The sequence below is a fragment of the Achromobacter xylosoxidans genome, assembly GCF_001457475.1.
In the GTDB taxonomy this organism is placed as follows: domain Bacteria; phylum Pseudomonadota; class Gammaproteobacteria; order Burkholderiales; family Burkholderiaceae_B; genus Achromobacter; species Achromobacter xylosoxidans.
The window spans coordinates 2,871,764-2,890,386 of the sequence record NZ_LN831029.1 but is presented as its reverse complement, the minus strand read 5'-3'; the positions used below and the strand labels follow the sequence as shown (position 1 = coordinate 2,890,386).

The following is an 18,623-nucleotide window of genomic DNA, read 5'->3' as shown; positions in this document are numbered from 1 at the left end:
AAAGGCCAAGCAAAAACGCCACCTTCGGGTGGCGTTTTCGTTTCAGGCTGGTATCGCCGGCGCGGGCCGCAGGGGCCGGCCGCATCCCGCCTACGCGGCCATGCGTCCCGCCGCCAGCACCACCTGCCGGCCGCAACGCGCCGCCAGTTGGGGATCGTGCGTCACCAGCACCAGCGTGGTGCCGTGCTCCCGGTGCAGGTCGAACATCAGATCGATGACGGTGACGCCGGTGGCGGCGTCCAGGCTGCCCGTGGGTTCATCGGCGAACAGCAGGTCGGGCCGCACCACGAACGCGCGCGCCAGCGATACACGCTGCTGCTCGCCGCCGGACAGGGTGCGCGGATAGTGATGCAGGCGCGCGCCCAGGCCGACGCGCTCGAGCATGGCCTGGGCCGCCTCGCGCGCCGGCTGGCCCGCCAGTTCCAGCGGCAGCATGACGTTTTCCAGCGCCGTCAGGTTCGGCAGGAGCTGGAACGACTGGAACACGAACCCCACGTGATTGGCCCGCAGGCGCGCGCGGCCGTCCTCGTCCAGGGCGAACAGGTCCTGCCCGGCCAGCCGCACGCTGCCGCTGCTGGGAACATCCAGCCCGGCCAGCAGTCCCAGCAAGGTGGACTTGCCCGACCCGGAGCTGCCGGTGATGGCCACGGCGCTGCCCGACGCCACCGTAAAATCGATGTCTTCCAGGATAGACAGCGTCCCGCCGGCATCGGCCACCCGCTTGCCCAGCCCTTTCACCTCGATCGAATTCTTGCTATCCATGCGCCTGATTCCCCTGATTCGCCGTTCACTACTGATATCCACGCTCGCCACGGCCACGCTGATGGCGCCCGCCCACGCTCAGACCGCCGCCGCGGCCCAGGGTTCCGCGCAGCGCACCGTGCTGGTGGTGGGCGACAGCCTGGCCGCCGAATACGGCATCAAGCGCGGCACCGGCTGGGTGCCGCTGCTGTCCGCGCGGCTTTCCGAACAATACCCGAAGTACAAGGTGGTCAACGCCAGCATCAGCGGCGACACCACCAGCGGCGGCGTCGCCCGCTTGCCGGCCCTGCTGCGCCAGCACGAGCCGGCGGTGGTGGTGCTGGAACTGGGTTCGAACGACGCCCTGCGCGGGCTGCCGCTGAACATGACCGAACAGAACCTGCGCACCATGGCGCAGGCGGCGCGCAAGGCCGAGGCCAAGGTGGTCATCGTCGGCATGCAGATCCCGCCCAACTATGGCCGTGACTACACCCAGCGCTTTTCGCAGGTATTCCCGACCGTCGCCAAAGACGAAAACGCCCGGCTCGTGCCCTTCCTGATGGAAGGTATCGCAACGGACCGGGCGATGTTCCAGGCCGATGGCATCCATCCCAACGAGGATGCCCAGGCCAGGTTGCTGGACAATGTGTGGCCGGTGCTGCGGCCCTTGCTGCAATGATGAATAACGCGGGCCTGGGCGGCCCGCGCGCGACGCGGCAGGCCGGTCAGCCCGCCGCCTGCTGCGAGGCGTCGCCGCCGCGGATGGCCTCGGCGGCCGCCGGCAGCACCTGCACCTTGTATTCCTCGCGCAGCATGCGCACCAGCGCTTCGTTCTCGGCCTGGCCCCAGGCGCCCGCCAATTGCTGCGCCAGGCGTTCCTTGTCGGCGGCCTCGACCGTGCCGGCCTCGACCTTCTCCAGGCGCACCAGCGTGTAATCGGCGCCCGACTGCACGCCGGTGTAGGCCGGCAACTTGGCGGCCGGCAGGCGCATCACGGCGTCCAGCACCGAGCGCGGCAGGTTCTTCGGATCCTGGCGCGACACCACCAGCGGACCGCCGAAGCCTTCCGGCGCGGCGGCCGGGTTGGCCTGGTCGGCCGCCAGCGCGGCCTCGCCGGCCTTCTTGGCGGCTTCGGCCGAACGCTCGTCCAGCAGCTTGGCGCGAATCGAATCGCTGACCTTGTCCAGCGGCGGCACATGGGCCGGCTGCACCGCGGCCACGCGCACCGCCAGCATGGTGTCGGGCGACAGCTCGATCACGCCGGAATTCTGCTTTTCACGCAGCACGTCGGGCGAGAACAGCACCTGGCGCACGCGCGGATTGTCCAGCAGCGCGGCGTCCGGGCTGTCCACGGCGGAACCGGGGCCGGCCTGGTCGGCGGGCAACAGGCCCTCGCGCGTCACCCCCGAAGCGGTGCGCAGCTTCAGGCCCACCGCGTCGGCGGCCGGTTGCAGGCTGTCGCGCTGGTCGTAGACCTGCTTGTTCAGCTGGCTGGCCATCTCCGAAAAACGCACGGCGGCCAGTTGCTTGCGCACTTCGGCGGTGATCTGGTCCTTGACCTCGGCCAGCGGCTTGATCGCGGCCGGCTGGATCTCGGTGACCTTGACCACGTGGAAGCCCGACGGGCTTTCGACCACGCCGGACACCTGGTCCTTGGACTGGCTGAAGATCGCCTTTTCCAGCGGGCCGGACAGCATGCCCGGCGCCAGCCAGCCCAGGTCGCCGCCATTGGCGGCCGAACCGGCGTCCTGCGAATTCTTGCGGGCCAGCTCGGCGAACTGCGCCGGGTTGGCGGCGGCCTGCGTAGCCAGGGCCTCGGCCTTGGCGCGGGCGGCCTTGCGCGCATCTTCCGAAGCGCCCGCGGGCACTTCGATCATGATGTGGCTGGCGCGGCGGCGCTCGGGCTGGCCGAAGCGGTTCTTGTTCTGTTCGTAATACGACGTCAGGTCCTCGTCCTTGACCTGCACGCCCTCGGTGGCGGCGGCTTCGTTCAGCACCAGGTACTGCACCTGGACCTGCTCGGGAACCTGCAATTGCTGCTTGTTGGCGTCGTACCAGGCCTGGATGTCGGCCGGGGTGACAGTCACTTGCGAGCGGAAATCGGCGGCGGCGAAGCGGCGCAGTTGCACGGTGCGCTGCTGCGTCAGGGCGGTTTCGAGCGACGCCACCACTTCGGCGGGCGCGCGGGCCGACTGCCCGACCGGTTCCAGCACGCGGGCCACGGCCAGGTCACGGCGCAGGCCGGCCTCGAACGAGGTCGGCGACATGCCCTGGGCCGCCAGCACCTGGCGGTAGCGCTCGGGCGAGAAGCGGCCGTTGTCCTGCACTTCCGGAATCGCGGCAATGGTGTTGCGCAGCGTTTCATCGGACACCGAGAAGCGGTTGTCCACGGCCACGTTCGCCAGCAGGCGCTGGTTGATCAGCTGGTTCAGCAGCGCCTCGCGCAGTTGCGGCGTGTCGATCACGGCCGGGTCGAACTGCGCGCCCAGGCGCTGGCGGTATTGTTCCAGCTGGTTGCGGTGCGCCTGGTCGAACTCCGCGCGGGAAATCGGCTGGCCGGCGACCGTCGCCAATTCCGGCTCCTTGCGCATGAAGCTCTCATAGCCCTGGATCCCGACGAGGAAGAAGGACGGCACAATCAGAAGCAGCAGGATGAACTGCATCCAGCGCCGGTGGCTGCGAATAAATTCGAACATGGAATCCCTGTTGCCGCACTCGGGAGGAGACTTCCGCCCGGGCCGCACGAAAACGCATAAAAAAAGGCGAATCTCATTCGCCCTATTCCCATACCGGTCAAACCGGGTCAGCGGGCGGATTTTAGCATTTCTCATTCGTCCCGCAGCGTCTGCTTACACCGGTGCGCCCAGCGCCCCTCCCGCCCCCGCGGCACGGGGTTTCCACCCCCACGGAAGCCCGTCCCGGTCAACCCGGGAAACCCCGGTTTTCGCCTTCCGTCCCCACTCGTATCGTGAAACCCGGGCCGCCACGCCGTGGCCGGCGCCTTCCTTCCCCTTTTCATGCAGAGGTGACTTTCGATGCCGCTCCCGTCCTCACGTCCGCTCGTCCTTCGCACCCTCCTCGCCCTGGCCTGCCTGGGCGGCGCATCCGCCCTCCAGGCCGCCCCGCTGGCCGCCGTGCACGACGCCGCCAAGGCCCAGCAGCAGCCCATGCTGGACACCATGCGCGACCTGGTCGGCATCGAATCGGGCAGCAAGGACGTGGAGGGCGTGGAACGCATCGCCGCGCTCATCGGCGAACGCTTCAAGGCCCTGGGCGGCAAGGTCGAGATCATTCAACCCGCCGACATCTTCCGCCTGGATGACACGCCGGAGCGCGTCGGCCCGATGGTGCACGCCGAATTCAAGGGCAGCGGCCAGAAGAAGATCATGCTGATCGCGCACATGGACACCGTCTACCGCAACGGCATGCTCAAGGACCAGCCCTTCCGCATCGATGGCGACCGCGCCTACGGCCTGGGCATCGCCGACGACAAGCACGGCGTGGCCACCATCCTGCACACCCTGGCCCTGTTGCAGAAACTGGGTTTCAAGGACTACGGCACCCTGACCGTGCTGATCAACGGCGACGAGGAAATCAGTTCCCCCGGCGCCCGCGCCACCATCACCCGCCTGGGCGCCGACCAGGACGCGGTGTTTTCCTTCGAAGGCGGCGGCGCCGAGGCCCGCCTGACCCTGGCCACCAGCGGCATCGGCGCCGCCTACCTGACCGTGCAGGGCAAGACCTCGCACGCCGGCGCCCGCCCCGAAGGCGGCGTCAACGCCCTCACCGAGCTGTCGCACCAGATCCTGCAACTGAAAGACCTCTCCAAGCCCGAGGAAGGCCTGAAACTGAACTGGACCGTGGCCCAGGCCGGCACCAACCGCAATGTCATCCCCGGCCAGGCCACCGCCCAGGCCGACGCCCGCGCCCTCAAGGTCGCCGACTTCGACGCCCTGGAACGCACCTTGCAGGAACGCATCCAGAAAAAGCTGCTGCCCGACGCCAAGGTCAGCCTCAAATTCGAAGTGCGCCGCCCGCCGCTGGAAGCCACCCCCGCCTCGCGCGCCCTCGCCAACCACGGCGTCGCCATCTACCAGGAACTCGGCCTGCCCATGAAAGTCATCGACCGCGCCAGCGGCGGCGGCACCGACGCCGCCTTCGCCGCCCTCAAGGCCCGCGGCCCCGTCATCGAAGGCATGGGCCTGAGCGGCTTCGGCGCCCACTCCAACGACGCCGAGTACATCCAGATCCCCTCCATCGTCCCCCGCCTCTACCTGGCCGCCCGCATGATCATGGACGTCTCCCAGGACAAGGCCCCGATGAAATAAGAGCCAGGAAGATGCGCCCGCCGCAAGCACCCCCCACGTATGTCCGGCCGGGCCGCGCAGGGCGGCCTGGCCGGACGGGCGCCAGCAAATCCTTCAAGCGCCGCAATCCTTCCCACGAAGCCCAAGCACACCCCCCGCCCCAGCGACGCCCCGAACTTTCACCACCGCGAGCGGCTGTGGGGCCGTGGCGCGGGGCCGGGGCGTGTAGAGGCGCGCGCGACGGAATCCGAAGGAGCCGCAGGCGACGAGGATGAGGACGCGCTGTCCGGCGCGCAGGCGCCGGACAAGCCTCGTAGCCCCGGCCCCGCGCCACGGCCCCGCAGCCGCGCCCAAAAGAACCGAAGCCGCCACACAGGCACGAAGCAAAAACCCGCCCCCGCACGAAAGGAAAGGAACCCCCAGAACAGAGTATCCTTCCACCCTGTCCCAAAGAACCCCAAAGCATCAACAGAAATGACCGCATCCCTCCCCACCTGGCCCTATTCCCGCCACATCGCCCACCGCGGCGGCGGCCGCCTGGCCCCGGAGAACACCCTCGCCGCCATGCGCGTCGGCGCCGAACACGGCTTCACCATGTTCGAATACGACGTCAAGCTCAGCCGTGACAACGTCCTGGTCCTGATGCACGACGACGACGTCGACCGCACCTCCAACGGCCACGGTCCCGCCGCCGCCAAGACCTTCAGCGAACTGGCGCAACTGGACTTCGGCAGCTGGCACTCCGCCGCCTACGCCGGCGAGCCCCTGCCCACCTTCGCCGCCGTGGCCCGCTACACCGTCGCCAACGGCATCGCCAGCAACGTCGAGATCAAGCCCTGCCCCGGCCGCGAAGCCGAGACCGGCGCCGCCGTCGCCCTGGCAGCCCGTGAACTCTGGAAAGGCGCCGCCGTGGCTCCGCTGCTGTCCTCCTTCGCCGAGGAAGCCCTGCAGGCCGCCAAGGACGCCGCGCCCGAACTGCCGCGCGCCCTGCTGGTCGAGAAGGTGCCGGCCGACTGGCTCGACCGCCTGGTCAAGTACGACTGTGTTGCCCTGAACATCAACCAGAAGGACGCCACGCGCGAACTGATCGACGCCGTGCACGCCGCCGGCTACCGCATCGCCGCCTGGACCGTCAACGACCCCGAGCGCGCGCGCCTGCTGCTCGACTGGGGCATCGACGGCATCTTCACCGACGAACTGGCCGCCATCCGGCCGGCCGCCTGAGGCCCCCGCCCCGTGTTCAGCTATCGCCACGCCTTCCACGCCGGCAACCACGCCGACGTGCTCAAGCACGCCATCCTGGTCCACGCCCTGGACTACTTCAACCGCAAGGACGCGCCCTACTGGGTCATCGACACCCACGCCGGCGCCGGCCTCTACAGCCTGGACAGCGACTGGGCCGCCAAGACCTCGGAATTCGCCGATGGCATCGGCCGCCTGTGGGAACGCGACGACCTGCCGCCCCTGCTGGCCGACTACGTCGCCCGCATCCGCGCCTTCAACACCAACGGCCGTCTCAAGCGCTACCCCGGCTCGCCCTGGCTGACGCTGGACGCGCTGCGCCCGTCCGACCGCCTGCGCCTGTTCGAAATGCACCCGACCGAGATCGACACGCTGGTCGGCAACCTCGAACACATGGACCGCACCGCGCAGCGCCAGACCACCATCTACGGCGACGACGGCTTCGAGGGCGTCAAGGCCCTGCTGCCGCCGCCGACGCGCCGCGGCATGGTGCTGATCGACCCGTCCTATGAAGACAAGAACGACTACCGCCGCACGCTGATCACCGTCAAGGAATGCGTCAAACGCTTCGCCACCGGCACCATCGCCGTCTGGTATCCGCTGGTGCAGCGGCGCGAGGCCAGCGAAATGGCGCGTCACTTCGAGAACCTCAAGGTCAAGAGCTGGCTGCACGCCACCCTCACCGTCAAGAAGGCCACCATCGACGGCTACGGCCTGCACGGCAGCGGCATGTTCCTGATCAACCCGCCGTGGACGCTGCACGACGCCCTCAAGCAGACCATGCCCTACCTGGCGCGTGAGCTGGGCCAGGACGAACGCGCCGGCTTCACGCTGCAATTCCGCGAGAATCCGTTCCCCGCGCCCAAGAAGCAGTCCGACGACTGATTCCAGGCCGGAACGAAAAAAGGGCTGCCCACGGGGCAGCCCTTTTGCATGGAGACGGCGTTCAGGCCGCGGCGTCTTCCGCCTCCACCTGGCGCAGCGCTTCCTGCGCCCGCGCCAGCTTGGCGGCCGCGTCGCGCAGCGCGGTGCGCAGGCCTTCCTCGATGACCGGATGGTAGAACGGCATTTCCAGCATGCGCGCCACGGTCAGCTCCTGCTGCACCGCCCACGCCAGCAGGTGGCCGATGTGCTCGGCGCTGGGGCCGACCATCTCCGCGCCCAGGAAACGGCCGGTGGCGATATCGGCGTACACGTGCAGCAGGCCGCGGTTCTTCAGCATCACCCGCGAACGGCCCTGGTCGCCGAAATCGACCTCGCCCGTCACGAAAGTGCCCGGCGTCAGGCGGGCGTGGCCCTGCCCGGCCAGCGCGATCTGCGGGTCCGAGAACACCACCGCCAGCGGCGCGCGGCGCAACCCCTGGCGCACTTCGGGATAGCGCGCCGCGTTCTCGCCGGCGATACGGCCTTCGTCGGCGGCCTCGTGCAGCAGCGGCGCGTCGGCATTGGCGTCACCGGCGATGAAGATGGCCGAAGCGCCCGCCTGCATGGTCTCGCGGTCGAACAGCGGCACGCCCTGCGCGTTCAGCTGCAGCGAAGTGTTCTCCAGGCCCAGGCCATCCACATTGGGGCGGCGGCCGGTGGCCACCAGCGCGTAGTCGAAGCGCTCGGTGCGTTCGGTGTTGTCCAGCGCCACGTAGCGCACCTCGACCTCGTCGCCGACGCGCTGGGTTTCCAGTACGCGCGCATCCGGGTCCAGGTAGAACTCCTGCTGGAAGATCTTGCGGGCGCTGTGGCGCACCTGCGGATCGCTGATGCCGCCCAGGCTGCCGCTGACGCCGAACACGCGCACCTCGACGCCCAGCCGCGCCAGCGCCTGGCCCAGCTCCAGCCCGATCACGCCGGGGCCGAACACCGCCACGCGGCGCGGCAGGTCATCCCAGGCGAACACGTCGTCGTTCAGCACCAGGCGGTCGCCCAGCCCGCGGAACGGCGGCGGCACCGACGGCCGCGAGCCGGTCGCGATCACCACGCGGGACGCATGGATCTCGGTGTGGTCGTCGACCCGCAGCACCGTGTCCGATTCGAAGCGGGCATAGCCGCGGATCTTGTCTTCCGCCGGGATGTTCTCCACGCCCTCGAGCACGAAGCCGACGAAACGGTCGCGCTCGCGCTTGACGCGGTCCATCACCTCTTCGCCATTGACCGTGACCTCGCCCTCGACGTGCACGCCGAACGGCGCGGTGTGCGCCGCCTGGTGCGCGGCCTCGGCGGCCGCGATCAGCAGTTTGGACGGCATGCAGCCGACCCGGGCGCAGGTGGTGCCGTAGGGGCCGCCTTCGATCAGCAGCGCGCGCTTGCCCGCGGCCTTGGCGGCGCGGTAGGCGGCCAGGCCGGCGGTGCCGGCGCCCAGGACGGCGATATCGGTGTGCAAAGTCTTCATGAGTGGATCCCCCGGTGTGGCGTGGAGCAAACGTTGTCAAAGGCGGATTCCGCCTTGTTGCGCACCCTCGGGACGAACGCCGTCCCGCGGCACCCCCTGGGGGCCGCGCGAAGATGCGGAAAAAGGGAAACCGGCGCGCCGGACCGCTCCTTGCGGGAGCGGCCGCGGCAAGGGAAAGGGACTGCGTCCCCTTCCCGGCCAGCATCAGGCGAAGTGCGCCTTCAGGTCTTCCAGGCCGCCGATCAGCGAACCGTTGATGAACACCTGCGGAGCGGTGCCCTTGCCGGACACGGCGCCGATCACGCGGCCGCGCACCTTGTTCTCCAGCGGGATCTCGATCGGGGCATAGCCCTTGTCTTCGAGCAGCGCCTTGGCTTCCACGCAGAACGGGCAGCCGGGCTTGGAGAACACCACGACCTGGTCGGGCTTCTTGGCCGACGGGGCGAAGTGGGCCAGCATGGTGTCGGCATCCGACACTTCAAACGGGTCGCCTTCCTTTTCGGGCTCGATGAACATCTTCTGCACCACGCCGTCCTTGACCAGCATGGAATAGCGCCAGCTGCGCTTGCCGAAGCCCAGGTCGCTCTTGTCGACCAGCATGCCCATGCCTTCGGTGAATTCGCCGTTGCCGTCGGGCAGCAGCGTGATGTTGGCCGATTCCTGGTCCTTGGCCCATTCGTTCATGACGAAGGTGTCGTTGACCGACACGCAGACGATGCTGTCGACGCCGGCGGCGAAGAAGGCCGGAGCCAGTTCGTTGTAGCGCGGCAAGTGGGTCGACGAGCAGGTCGGCGTGAAAGCGCCGGGAAGCGAAAAGACCACGACCGTCTTGTTCTTGAACAGGTCGTCGGTCGTGACCTTCTTCCAGGTGTTGCCCTCGCGGACGGGGAACGTTACGTTGGGAACACGTTGGCCTTCACGGTTTTGCAGCATTCAATCTCTCCTTGGGGTAGCGGGGTCTGTTCAACCACCATGGAAAGAATGATAAATCCCAACTATTAATTAATCAAATTTAATTAGTTTAATTGATTGATAGTTTTTGACAATAACAAACTCATCGCCGCCAGACGTTATCTATCATACGCCTGGCGGCGGCCCGCCCTTACACCGGCTGCGGCTCGTAGCCGGCGTCGCGGATGGCGGCTTCGACCTTGTCGGCCTGGTCGCTGCCGGTGACCGTCACGCGGTGCGTGGACAGGTCCACCGCCACGCTGGCCCCCGGCACGGCTGCCGTCACCGCGCCAGTGATGGTCTTGACGCAATGGCCGCAGGTCATGTCGAGGACTTGGAATTGGATGCTCATGGTGTTCTCCGTGTGAATCAAGGATGGTCGCGCCGCCTTCGGTGCGAACTGGAATCCAGCTTAGACCTTCCCATTATAGGAAGGTCAAGCGTAGAATAATCCTTGACCTTCCCATCATTGGAAGGATGAAACTGAGGTCTTCCTACCTCAACCGAGACTGCCATGAGCGTTGCCAACCCTTCCGTCGAGCTTGAACTTGCCATCGAGGGCATGACCTGCGCGTCCTGCGTGAAGCGCGTGGAAAAGGCCCTGACCCGCGTCCCGGGTGTCGCCCAGGCCCAGGTCAACCTGGCCACCGAACGCGCCCTGGTGGCCTATGACCCGGCCGCGGCCCGGCCCGACGCCCTGGTCGAGGCCGTGGTCAAGATGGGCTACGAGGCGCGCCCGATCGCCGCCCAGGACGACCACGCCGAACGCCAGTCCGAGGCGCGTGACGCAGAGGCGCGGCGCCTGCAGCGCGCCTTCATCGCCGCGCTGGTGCTGACGCTGCCCGTGTTCGCCCTGGAAATGGGCTCGCACCTGATCCCCGCCATGCACCACTGGGTGCTGGCCAACATCGGCCAGCAGAACAGCTGGCTATTGCAGTTCGTGCTGACCACGGCCGTGCTGGCCTGGCCCGGCCGCCACTTCTTCAGCAAAGGCCTGGTGGCGCTGTGGCGCCGCGCCCCCGAGATGAACTCGCTGGTGGCGCTGGGCGCCGGCGCGGCCTGGGGCTACTCGGTGGTCGCCACCTTCGCGCCGGACTGGCTGCCGGAAAGCGCCCGCAACGTCTATTACGAAGCCGCCGCCGTCATCGTCACGCTGATCCTGCTTGGCCGCACGCTGGAAGCGCGCGCCAAGGGCAAGACCGGCGCCGCCATCAAGCGCCTGATCGGCCTGCAGCCGCGCACCGCGCGCGTGCTGCGCGACGGCCAGCCGCAGGACATCGCCATCGAACAGGTGCGCAAGGGCGATATCGTGGTGGTGCGTCCCGGCGAGAAGATCCCGCTGGACGGCGAGATCATCGAAGGCAGCTCGTACGTCGACGAGTCGATGCTGACCGGCGAACCGGTGCCGGTGGAAAAGCAGCCGGGCATGCAGGCCACCGGCGGCACGCTCAATACGTCGGGCAGCTTCACGCTGCGCGTCACCCACACCGGCGCCGACACCATGCTGGCGCGCATCATCCGCATGGTTGAAGCCGCCCAGGGCGCGCGCCTGCCGATCCAGGCGCTGGTCGACCAGGTCACCGCCTGGTTCGTGCCGGCCGTGATGGGCATGGCGCTCTTGACCTTCCTGGCCTGGCTCTTCCTGGGGCCGGCGCCGGCGTTGTCGCATGCGCTGGTCAACGCGGTGGCGGTGCTGATCATCGCCTGCCCTTGCGCCATGGGCCTGGCCACGCCGACCTCGATCATGGTCGGGACCGGCCGCGCCGCCGAAATGGGCGTGCTGTTCCGCCAGGGCGACGCGTTGCAGACGCTGCGCGACGTGCAGGTGGTGGCCTTCGACAAGACGGGCACGCTGACGCTGGGCAAGCCGACCCTGACCGAACTGGAGCCGGCCGCAGGCTTCCGTGATGCGGACGTGCTGCAATGGGTCGCGTCGGTGCAGGCGCGCTCCGAGCACCCGATCGCGCTGGCCATCGTGGCGGCCGCCGCCGACCGCAAGATCGACCTGCTGCCGGCCGAAGGCTTCGCCGCCATCACCGGCGCCGGGGTCGAAGCCAGCGTGGCCGGCAAGCGCGTGCTGGCAGGCGCCGACCGGCTGATGGCCGAGCGCGGCGTGGACGTCAGCGCCTTCGGCCAGCGCGCCGAGCAGTGGGGCAACGAAGGCAAGACGCCGATCTACGTCGCCATCGACCGCCGGGCCGCCGCCATGATCGCGGTGACCGATCCGGTCAAGCCGTCGGCCGTGGACGCCATCGCGGCGCTGCACGCGCAGGGCCTGAAGACCGCCATGATCACCGGCGACAACCGCCACACGGCGCAGGCCGTGGCGCGCCAGCTGGGCATCGACGAAGTGCGCGCCGAAGTGCTGCCCGACGGCAAGGTCGAGGCCATCACCGCGCTGCGCGCCGGCGGCCGCAAGCTGGCCTTCGTCGGCGACGGCATCAACGACGCGCCGGCGCTGGCCGCGGCCGATACCGGCATCGCCATCGGCACCGGCACCGACGTCGCCATCGAGGCCGCATCCGTGGTGCTGATGGCCGACGACCTGCACGGCGTGCCGAACGCCATCGCGCTCAGCCGCGCCACGCTGGCCAACATCCGCCAGAACCTGTTCTGGGCCTTCGCCTACAACGCCGCGCTGATCCCGCTGGCGGCGGGCGCCCTGTATCCGGCCTATGGCCTGTCGCTGTCGCCGATCTTCGCGGCCGGCGCCATGGCGCTGTCCAGCGTGTTCGTGCTGGGCAACGCGCTGCGCCTGAAGACCTTCCGCCCGCGCGCCGCGCACTGACGCGCCAGCCAACCAGGAGACCTCACATGAACATCGGACAAGCCGCCCAGGAATCCGGCATCTCCGCCAAGATGATCCGCTACTACGAAAGCATCGGCCTGATCGGCCCGGCGTTGCGCAAGGATTCGGGCTACCGCGTCTACAGCGAGCATGACTTGCATACGCTGCGCTTCGTGCGGCGCGCGCGCGACCTGGGCTTCTCGGTGGAGCAGATGAACGAGCTGCTGGCGTTGTGGCGCGACCGCAGCCGCGCCAGCGCCGACGTCAAGCGCATCGCGCTCGAACACGTGGCCGAACTGGAACGCAAGGCCTGCGCCCTGCGCGACATGGCGGCCACGCTCAAGCACCTGGCGCACAACTGCCACGGGGATGATCGACCCGACTGCCCCATCCTGGAAGACCTGGGGCGCTCCCACTAAGAAAAAAGGGCAAGCCAACCGGCCTGCCCTTCTTGCATGCGGCCCGGTCCACGCCGGGTCGGGGTCTCACGCCTGGCTTTGCGCCGGCGCCTCGCCTTCGGCCGCGACGCGGGCGTGGTAGGCCTCGGTGGCCGCCTGCTTGGACGCGGCCTTCTCGGCAGCCGCTGCTTCCTTTTCCGCTTCGGCGGCCGCCGCCTCGGCAGCCTGCTGCAAGGCGCGCTGGCGGGCGCGCTCCTGCACTTCGCGCACGCCCTCGGCATCCAGCGATTCGAACACGGCAATGGACTCCACGTGCCCGGTGTGCGGGAACATGTTGATGACACCGGCGCTCTTGAGCAGGTAACCGCCCTCGTGCACCATGATGGCGGCGTCGCGCGCCAGCGTGGCGGGATTACAGGACACGTAGACGATGCGGCGCGGGCGTTCCTCGGCCTTCAGTTGCGAGAGCGCCTGCGCCACGGCCTGCGCGCCTTCGCGCGGCGGATCGATCAGCATGCGGTCGAAGAAGCCCAGGCCGCGCAGCCATTCGGCGTCCACCTCGAACAGGTTGAGGGTGGCGAAACTGGTGCGCTCGCCCAGCCCGTGGCGCGCGGCGGCCTCATGGGCGCGGTCGGTCAGCGCCTTGCTGCCTTCCACGCCCACGGCCTCGCGGCCCTGGGTGGCCAGCGGCAGCGTGAAGTTGCCCAGGCCACAGAACAGGTCGGCGACGCGGTCGGTCGGCTGCACTTCCAGCAATTGCAGCGCGCGCGACACCATCGCGCGGTTGATGGCGTGGTTGACCTGGGTGAAGTCGGTCGGCCGGTACGGCATGCGCAGGCCGAACTCGGGCATGGTGTAGGTCAGCGCGTCGCGATGCTCGGGCACCAGCGGATGCACCGTGTCCGGGCCCTTGGGCTGCAGCCACCATTGCACATCGTGCTTGTCGGCGAAGGCGCGCAGCACGGCGATGTCGTGGTCGGTCAGCGGCAGCAGGTGGCGCAGCACCAGCGCGGTCACGCCGTCGCCCAGCGACACTTCCACCTGCGGCAGGCGGTCGGGCGCGGACATCGACGCGATCATGGCGCGCAGCGGCATCAGCAGGTCGCTGACGTGGCGCGGCAGCACATGGCATTCGCGCATGTCGGCCACGTAGCTGCTCTTGCGCTCGTGAAAACCCACCAGCACCCCGCCCTTCTTGGGCACCACGCGCACCGACAGGCGGGCGCGGTAGCGGTAGCCCCAGGTCGGGCCATGCAGCGGCGCCAGGATGCGGGCCGGACGCAGCTTGCCGACGTGCCAGAAGGTGTCTTCGAGCGACCGCTGCTTGATCGCCACCTGCGTGGACGGTTCGAGATGCTGCATGGCACAGCCGCCACAGACGCCGAAATGCGGGCAGCGCGGCGCGACGCGCTGCGACGACGGGCGCATGACCTGGTCGACCCGCGCGATTTCATAGGACGGCTTGCGGCGCACGGTGGTCGCCGTGACCCGCTCGCCGGGCAAGGCGCCTTCCACGAACACGACCTTGCCATCGCGGCGGGCGATACCCCGGGCTTCCAGGTCCAGGGATTCGATACTCAAAACGTCAGACATCTCACGCAGTCCAGAAAATTCACGCAACCCGGCATTGTAAGAGGAATCAGGCGGCCTGCCTCAGCGGGGTCCTGGCCGCCTGCCAGCGCAGCGCCGCCGCCGCGACCACGGCCGCCGCCGCCCCCGCCAGCGGCAGGCCGGCGAGGCCTCCCGCCGCGATCACCAAGCTGCCCAACGCGCCGCCCAAGGCCGTCCCCAGATTGAACGACGCGATGTTCAAGCCGGCCGCGGCGGCCGTGGACGCCGGCACGTAGCGCCGCGCCAACGCCAGCAGCCGTAGCGTCAGCATCGTGACGATGGCAAAAAAGCACAGCCCCAGCCCTCCCGCCAACGCCGCCACCGCGACCGGCGAATGCCGCAGCAGGAACAGGCCGCAGAGGTTCAGGGCCAGCGCGGCCAACGCCCTCTGTGCATTGCGATCGGGCGCCGGCCCATCGGCCAGATAGCCTCCCAGCAGATTGCCGCCGACCGTGCACGCGCCGAACAGCAGCATCGCCAGGCTCAACCAGCGCGCATCGGCCGACGCCACCTGCAGCAGATAAGGCGAAATGAAGGTGAAAAAGGCGAACACGGCAACGCTGACCAGGGCGCCCACGCCGGCCGTCATGAGCATTTGCGGGTGCCGCAGGGCACGCAGCGCGGCAGCCGCGCCGGCGGCCTGGCCCGCAGGCGGACGCGGCGGCATCAGCAGCAGCAGGCCGCCCATGCCCAGCAGCCCGAGCGCCGCCATCGCCAGGAACACGGCACGCCACGACCAGACGCTGCCGAGATAGGTGCCCAGCGGCACCCCGACGGCCAATGCCAGTGTCAGCCCCAGCCACACCAGCGACAGCGCCCTGCCCGCGCGCGCCGGGCCGACCAGGCGCGTCGCGGCATCCGACGCCACCGCCATGAAGACGCCATGCGCCAGGCCCACGGCGAAGCGCAGGACCAGAACGCCGCTCAGCGTCGAGGCCAGGCCGATGGCGGCGCTGCCGATCGTCAGCGCCGCCATCGCCAGCGCCAGCTGGCGGCGGTCCTGCCATCCCGCCGCCAATGCGGTCAGGAACGGTGCGCCCACGGCAGCGCCGAAAGCATAGGCGGCGACCGCCCCGCCCACGGCCTGGACCGGCGCCAGCAGGTCATGGGCCATGGCCGACACCAGCCCGGCCACCACGAACTCGGACAGGCCAAAGGCAAACGTGCAAAGGGAAAACAGGTAGACGGCGGCAGGCATCGCGACCCCGGACTCGGAAAAGGAAGATGCCTCTGAGCTTAGGGATCGCGATGCGGTTCGTAAAATATCTTGTTTATGGTCCAGTGAGACGTTTTTTGTCTTATTTCTCAGCCGACCATGGCCCGCCGGATCGCGTCAATGAAGCGATCCCTCACCGGCGAGACGCGGACATGGTTCCATGCCATCAGCAGCTCCAGTTGCAGCAGGCTATCCGGCGCGTCCGCCAGCAATGGCCGGAACACGATATCGGACCGGTCAGGCAGCGCCAACGACGCCGGCAGCATAGCGATGCCGAAGCCCGCCGCCACCAGCGCCACCAGCGTCTGCAACTGGCGGCCATGTTGCACGATCCGCGGCGCGAAGCCCGCGGTCCGGCACAACTGCACCAATTGGTCGTGAAAGCCCTGGCCCGACGCCCGCGGCGACGCCACGAACGCCTCGTCCGCCAGGGACGCCAGCGCAACCGCGTCCTGCCCCGCCCGCGAATGGCCCGCGGGCAGCGCCACGACGATCGGTTCGCGCAGGATGGGCTCCAGGCATAGATCCGGCGTCGTCGTGCCGGGCGTGCGCAGGAAGCCGACATCGGCCGCGCCGCTTTCCAGCGCAGCCACCTGCTCGCGCGTCGAAGCCTCGCGTAGCGTGAAGGCGACCGCCGGCGTATCGCGGCGATAGTCGCGCAAGGCACGCAGCAGTTCGGCATAGGGCGCGATATTGAGGAAGGTGAGCGTCAAGTGCCCCGCCATGCCCTGCGCCACCCGGCGCGTGTGCGCGACGCCCTCCTCCAGCGCGGCCAAGGTGCCGCGCGCCGTCTCGAGAAAGGCGGCGCCCGCGGGCGTCAACGCCACGCTGCGGTTATTGCGCTCAAACAGGGCCGAGCCGATCTCCTGTTCGAGGCGGCGTATCGCCTGGCTCAAGGGCGGCTGGGCCATGTGCAAGCGCTCGGCGGCGCGGTTGAAGTGCAGCTCTTCGGCAACGGCGATGAATTGCCGCAACAGGCGGGTTTCGATCATTGGGGCATCTGGCGTCTGGCGATGAAGCGCCCAGTATATTTACCAGGCCGCGCCCGCCCCCGGAAAAAAGGGGGACTTGCCGGAGACGGCCCGCCGGGCAGTCTCCATCAAGCCCCCCAAAGCCGGCGCCGGTCAGGGCGCCGCCACGGATGGGAATCAGAACGAGCGCGACACCGAGAACACCGCGCCCAGGCGGCCCGACGGATGGCCGTACTTGGTCGGCAGCCAGTTGTCCTTGGTGGCGCCCACCGCCGCCAGGCCCAGCACCCAGCCCTTCAGGTCCTTGGTCACCCCGAGCTTGTAGTCGACGTAATGGCTGATGGAATCGCCGTCCATGTTGACCTGGTTCTTGAGCTTCTGGTAACCCAGGTGCCCCACCAGGCCCCAGCCGTCGCCCAGGTCGAAGTTGGCGGTGCCGTCCAGGTACCAGGTGCCCTTGCTGTCGGGCGTGCTGAAGAAGTCGCTGGGCGTGTAGGAGTACTTCAGCGTGTAGTTGCCGTAGGTCCCGGCCAGGTACAGGTCGGTGTTGTTGTAGTTGCCGCCCTTGGGCGAGCTGGAACCCGGATAGTAGTAGTGCAGCACGCCGGCATCGAGCGTGAAGCCACCGCCCACGTCGCCCTTCCAGCCGCCGTAGAAGTCCATTTCAAGGTTGCCGTCGGTGAAGACGAAGCTGGACACGTTGGAGTTCCAGTTGCCCAGGTAGAAGCCGGAACTGTGGTTCAGGTCGAAGCCCAGTTGTGCGGCCGGCCGGAAGTCGGTCTGCGAATAGCCGCGGAAGCGGTAGTCGCTGGCGATCGTGGCATTGCCGCTGAGCGAGAAACCGCCGCCCAGGTCAGTGGGTTCGGCCTGGGCCGTTGCAACGAAACAAGCGGCAAGCGCAACGGGCAAGGCTAGCAACGTCTTCTTCATGGTGCGGTGTCCTGATCGGATTTGACGAGAGGAGGAAGGCCATGGGCGCATCCGTCAGGCCGGTCTTGCAACGGCAGGTAACCGGCTCACCTTTCCTCAAGCAATGTCCGTGCCAGGTTTCATCTGCGTGTCAGCACACTGGCGCCGCGCTGAATCCGCGCGGCGCTGCGCACCATCGCGGTGCGCAGCGCCACGTGCACTGGCGGGGCCGCCTCAAAATGGGGCCTGCGCGCCGCGGTCCGGGGCACGCAAAGAAAAACCCCGCCCCGCGGGCTGGCGGGACGGGGTTGGCGGGCGCGGCCTCACCTGGGGCGCCGGCAAGGGCGGCGGCGGACGGCATGCCGTCCGGCCGGATCCTCCTCAATTGGCGGCGGGCGCGGCCGGCGGCGGCGGCACGGCCCCCGGGGCATTGCCCGGACCCTTGCCATGGCGGCCTTCCATGCGGGCGTGGCGCTCCTGCATCTTGGCCTGGCGCTCCTTGAGCATCTGGGTCACCTGGGTGCGCTGGGCGTCGTTCAAGCTGTCCCACACGGCCAACCATTGGTCACGCACCTGCTTGGCCTGCGTGCCGAACTGGTCACGCGATTTATCGGACTGCTCGAGCAGCGCGCGCGGGTCCAGCTTGCCACTGTCCAGCTGCGCCTTGAGCAGATCGTGGCGCTGGCCGCCGGAAGCGCGCATCGCTTCGTGCAGGCTGCGCTGGCCGTCCTGCGCGGTCTTGAGCAGGGCCTGCTGCTTGTCGTCCAGCTTGAGCTGGTCGAATTGCGCCTTGGACACGGGGCCCAGGCCCGGGATCCACAGGCCGTCGCGCATGCCCTTGTGGAAGCCGCCGCCACGATGGCCTTCGTGCATGGCGGCGGGACCACCGTCGGCGGGCGCCGCCGCCATGACGGGAGCGGCCAGCAAGCCGCCGGCGGCGGCGACCATGGCAAGCGCGGCCAGGTTGGAGCGGAGTGCGAATCGGGACATGTAGGTCTCCTGAAAGTGAAGAAAGCGAGGCCATTGTGCGATCGGCCCGGTTTCATCCAGGTTTCGCCCCCGCAAGCTATGTTTCAGTCGATTGCGCCAGTGCTGGACGTGAAAAC

General features: G+C 68.6%; 16 protein-coding genes. 6 read left to right on the top strand and 10 right to left on the bottom strand.

What is annotated here, in order from left to right; translation table 11 throughout:
• Positions 1-90: 90 nt before the first annotated feature.
• Complete coding sequence (locus AT699_RS13110) at positions 91-762, bottom strand: ABC transporter ATP-binding protein (RefSeq protein WP_006388175.1); 672 nt, start codon at positions 760-762, stop codon at positions 91-93.
• Here AT699_RS13110 and AT699_RS13105 point away from each other — a divergent pair.
• Complete coding sequence (locus tag AT699_RS13105; RefSeq protein ID WP_006388174.1) at positions 761-1,420, top strand: arylesterase; 660 nt, start codon at positions 761-763, stop codon at positions 1,418-1,420. The genes AT699_RS13110 and AT699_RS13105 overlap by 2 nt on opposite strands.
• A gap of 46 nt (positions 1,421-1,466) precedes the next feature.
• On the opposite strand, the gene AT699_RS13100 is transcribed toward AT699_RS13105, so the two are convergent.
• On the bottom strand, positions 1,467-3,437 hold the full coding sequence (locus tag AT699_RS13100; RefSeq protein WP_006388173.1) for a SurA N-terminal domain-containing protein: 1,971 nt from the start codon (positions 3,435-3,437) through the stop codon (positions 1,467-1,469).
• A gap of 339 nt (positions 3,438-3,776) precedes the next feature.
• Between AT699_RS13100 and AT699_RS13095 the strand changes: the two genes are divergently transcribed.
• The 3 genes from AT699_RS13095 to AT699_RS13085 all read left to right on the top strand — a co-directional run bounded on the left by AT699_RS13095 (position 3,777) and on the right by AT699_RS13085 (position 7,175).
• The gene (locus AT699_RS13095) at positions 3,777-5,069 is read left to right on the top strand and encodes a M20/M25/M40 family metallo-hydrolase (protein WP_006388172.1); all 1,293 of its coding nucleotides are present in this window, start codon (positions 3,777-3,779) and stop codon (positions 5,067-5,069) included.
• Positions 5,070-5,522: 453 nt separating this feature from the next.
• The gene (ugpQ, locus tag AT699_RS13090) at positions 5,523-6,272 is read left to right on the top strand and encodes a glycerophosphodiester phosphodiesterase (protein WP_006388171.1); all 750 of its coding nucleotides are present in this window, start codon (positions 5,523-5,525) and stop codon (positions 6,270-6,272) included.
• Positions 6,273-6,284: 12 nt separating this feature from the next.
• Positions 6,285-7,175, top strand: a complete 891-nt coding sequence (locus AT699_RS13085) for a 23S rRNA (adenine(2030)-N(6))-methyltransferase RlmJ (protein ID WP_024068730.1) — start codon at positions 6,285-6,287, stop codon at positions 7,173-7,175.
• Positions 7,176-7,236: 61 nt separating this feature from the next.
• On the opposite strand, the gene AT699_RS13080 is transcribed toward AT699_RS13085, so the two are convergent.
• The 3 genes from AT699_RS13080 to AT699_RS13070 form a co-directional block, all read right to left on the bottom strand.
• Entirely contained in the window at positions 7,237-8,673 is a 1,437-nt protein-coding gene (locus AT699_RS13080; RefSeq protein ID WP_024068729.1) for a dihydrolipoyl dehydrogenase, read from the bottom strand.
• Positions 8,674-8,877: 204 nt separating this feature from the next.
• Complete coding sequence (locus AT699_RS13075; protein WP_006388168.1) at positions 8,878-9,606, bottom strand: glutathione peroxidase; 729 nt, start codon at positions 9,604-9,606, stop codon at positions 8,878-8,880.
• Positions 9,607-9,775: 169 nt separating this feature from the next.
• Positions 9,776-9,976 (bottom strand): heavy-metal-associated domain-containing protein, encoded by a 201-nt coding sequence (locus AT699_RS13070; protein ID WP_006388167.1) that lies wholly within the window; start codon positions 9,974-9,976, stop codon positions 9,776-9,778.
• Between the two features lie 162 nt (positions 9,977-10,138).
• On the opposite strand from AT699_RS13070, the gene AT699_RS13065 reads away from it, so the two are divergent.
• Together AT699_RS13065 and cueR are read left to right on the top strand one after the other, a co-directional pair.
• Positions 10,139-12,412, top strand: coding sequence for a heavy metal translocating P-type ATPase (locus AT699_RS13065; protein WP_024068728.1), 2,274 nt, complete (start codon positions 10,139-10,141; stop codon positions 12,410-12,412).
• A gap of 26 nt (positions 12,413-12,438) precedes the next feature.
• Entirely contained in the window at positions 12,439-12,831 is a 393-nt protein-coding gene (gene cueR / locus AT699_RS13060) for a Cu(I)-responsive transcriptional regulator (protein ID WP_006388165.1), read from the top strand.
• A gap of 66 nt (positions 12,832-12,897) precedes the next feature.
• On the opposite strand, the gene rlmD is transcribed toward cueR, so the two are convergent.
• From rlmD to AT699_RS13035, 5 genes are all read right to left on the bottom strand, one after another.
• Positions 12,898-14,403, bottom strand: a complete 1,506-nt coding sequence (gene rlmD, locus AT699_RS13055) for a 23S rRNA (uracil(1939)-C(5))-methyltransferase RlmD (RefSeq protein ID WP_024068727.1) — start codon at positions 14,401-14,403, stop codon at positions 12,898-12,900.
• Positions 14,404-14,449: 46 nt separating this feature from the next.
• On the bottom strand, positions 14,450-15,619 hold the full coding sequence (locus tag AT699_RS13050; RefSeq protein ID WP_024068726.1) for an MFS transporter: 1,170 nt from the start codon (positions 15,617-15,619) through the stop codon (positions 14,450-14,452).
• A gap of 107 nt (positions 15,620-15,726) precedes the next feature.
• Positions 15,727-16,611 carry a LysR substrate-binding domain-containing protein gene (locus AT699_RS13045; RefSeq protein WP_232254231.1) on the bottom strand — a complete coding sequence of 295 codons (885 nt, stop codon included), beginning with the start codon at positions 16,609-16,611 and terminating at the stop codon, positions 15,727-15,729.
• A gap of 174 nt (positions 16,612-16,785) precedes the next feature.
• Positions 16,786-17,538, bottom strand: a complete 753-nt coding sequence (locus tag AT699_RS13040) for a TorF family putative porin (RefSeq protein WP_020927475.1) — start codon at positions 17,536-17,538, stop codon at positions 16,786-16,788.
• A 360-nt stretch (positions 17,539-17,898) separates the two neighbouring features.
• Positions 17,899-18,507, bottom strand: coding sequence for a hypothetical protein (locus AT699_RS13035; protein WP_024068724.1), 609 nt, complete (start codon positions 18,505-18,507; stop codon positions 17,899-17,901).
• Positions 18,508-18,623: the final 116 nt, after the last annotated feature.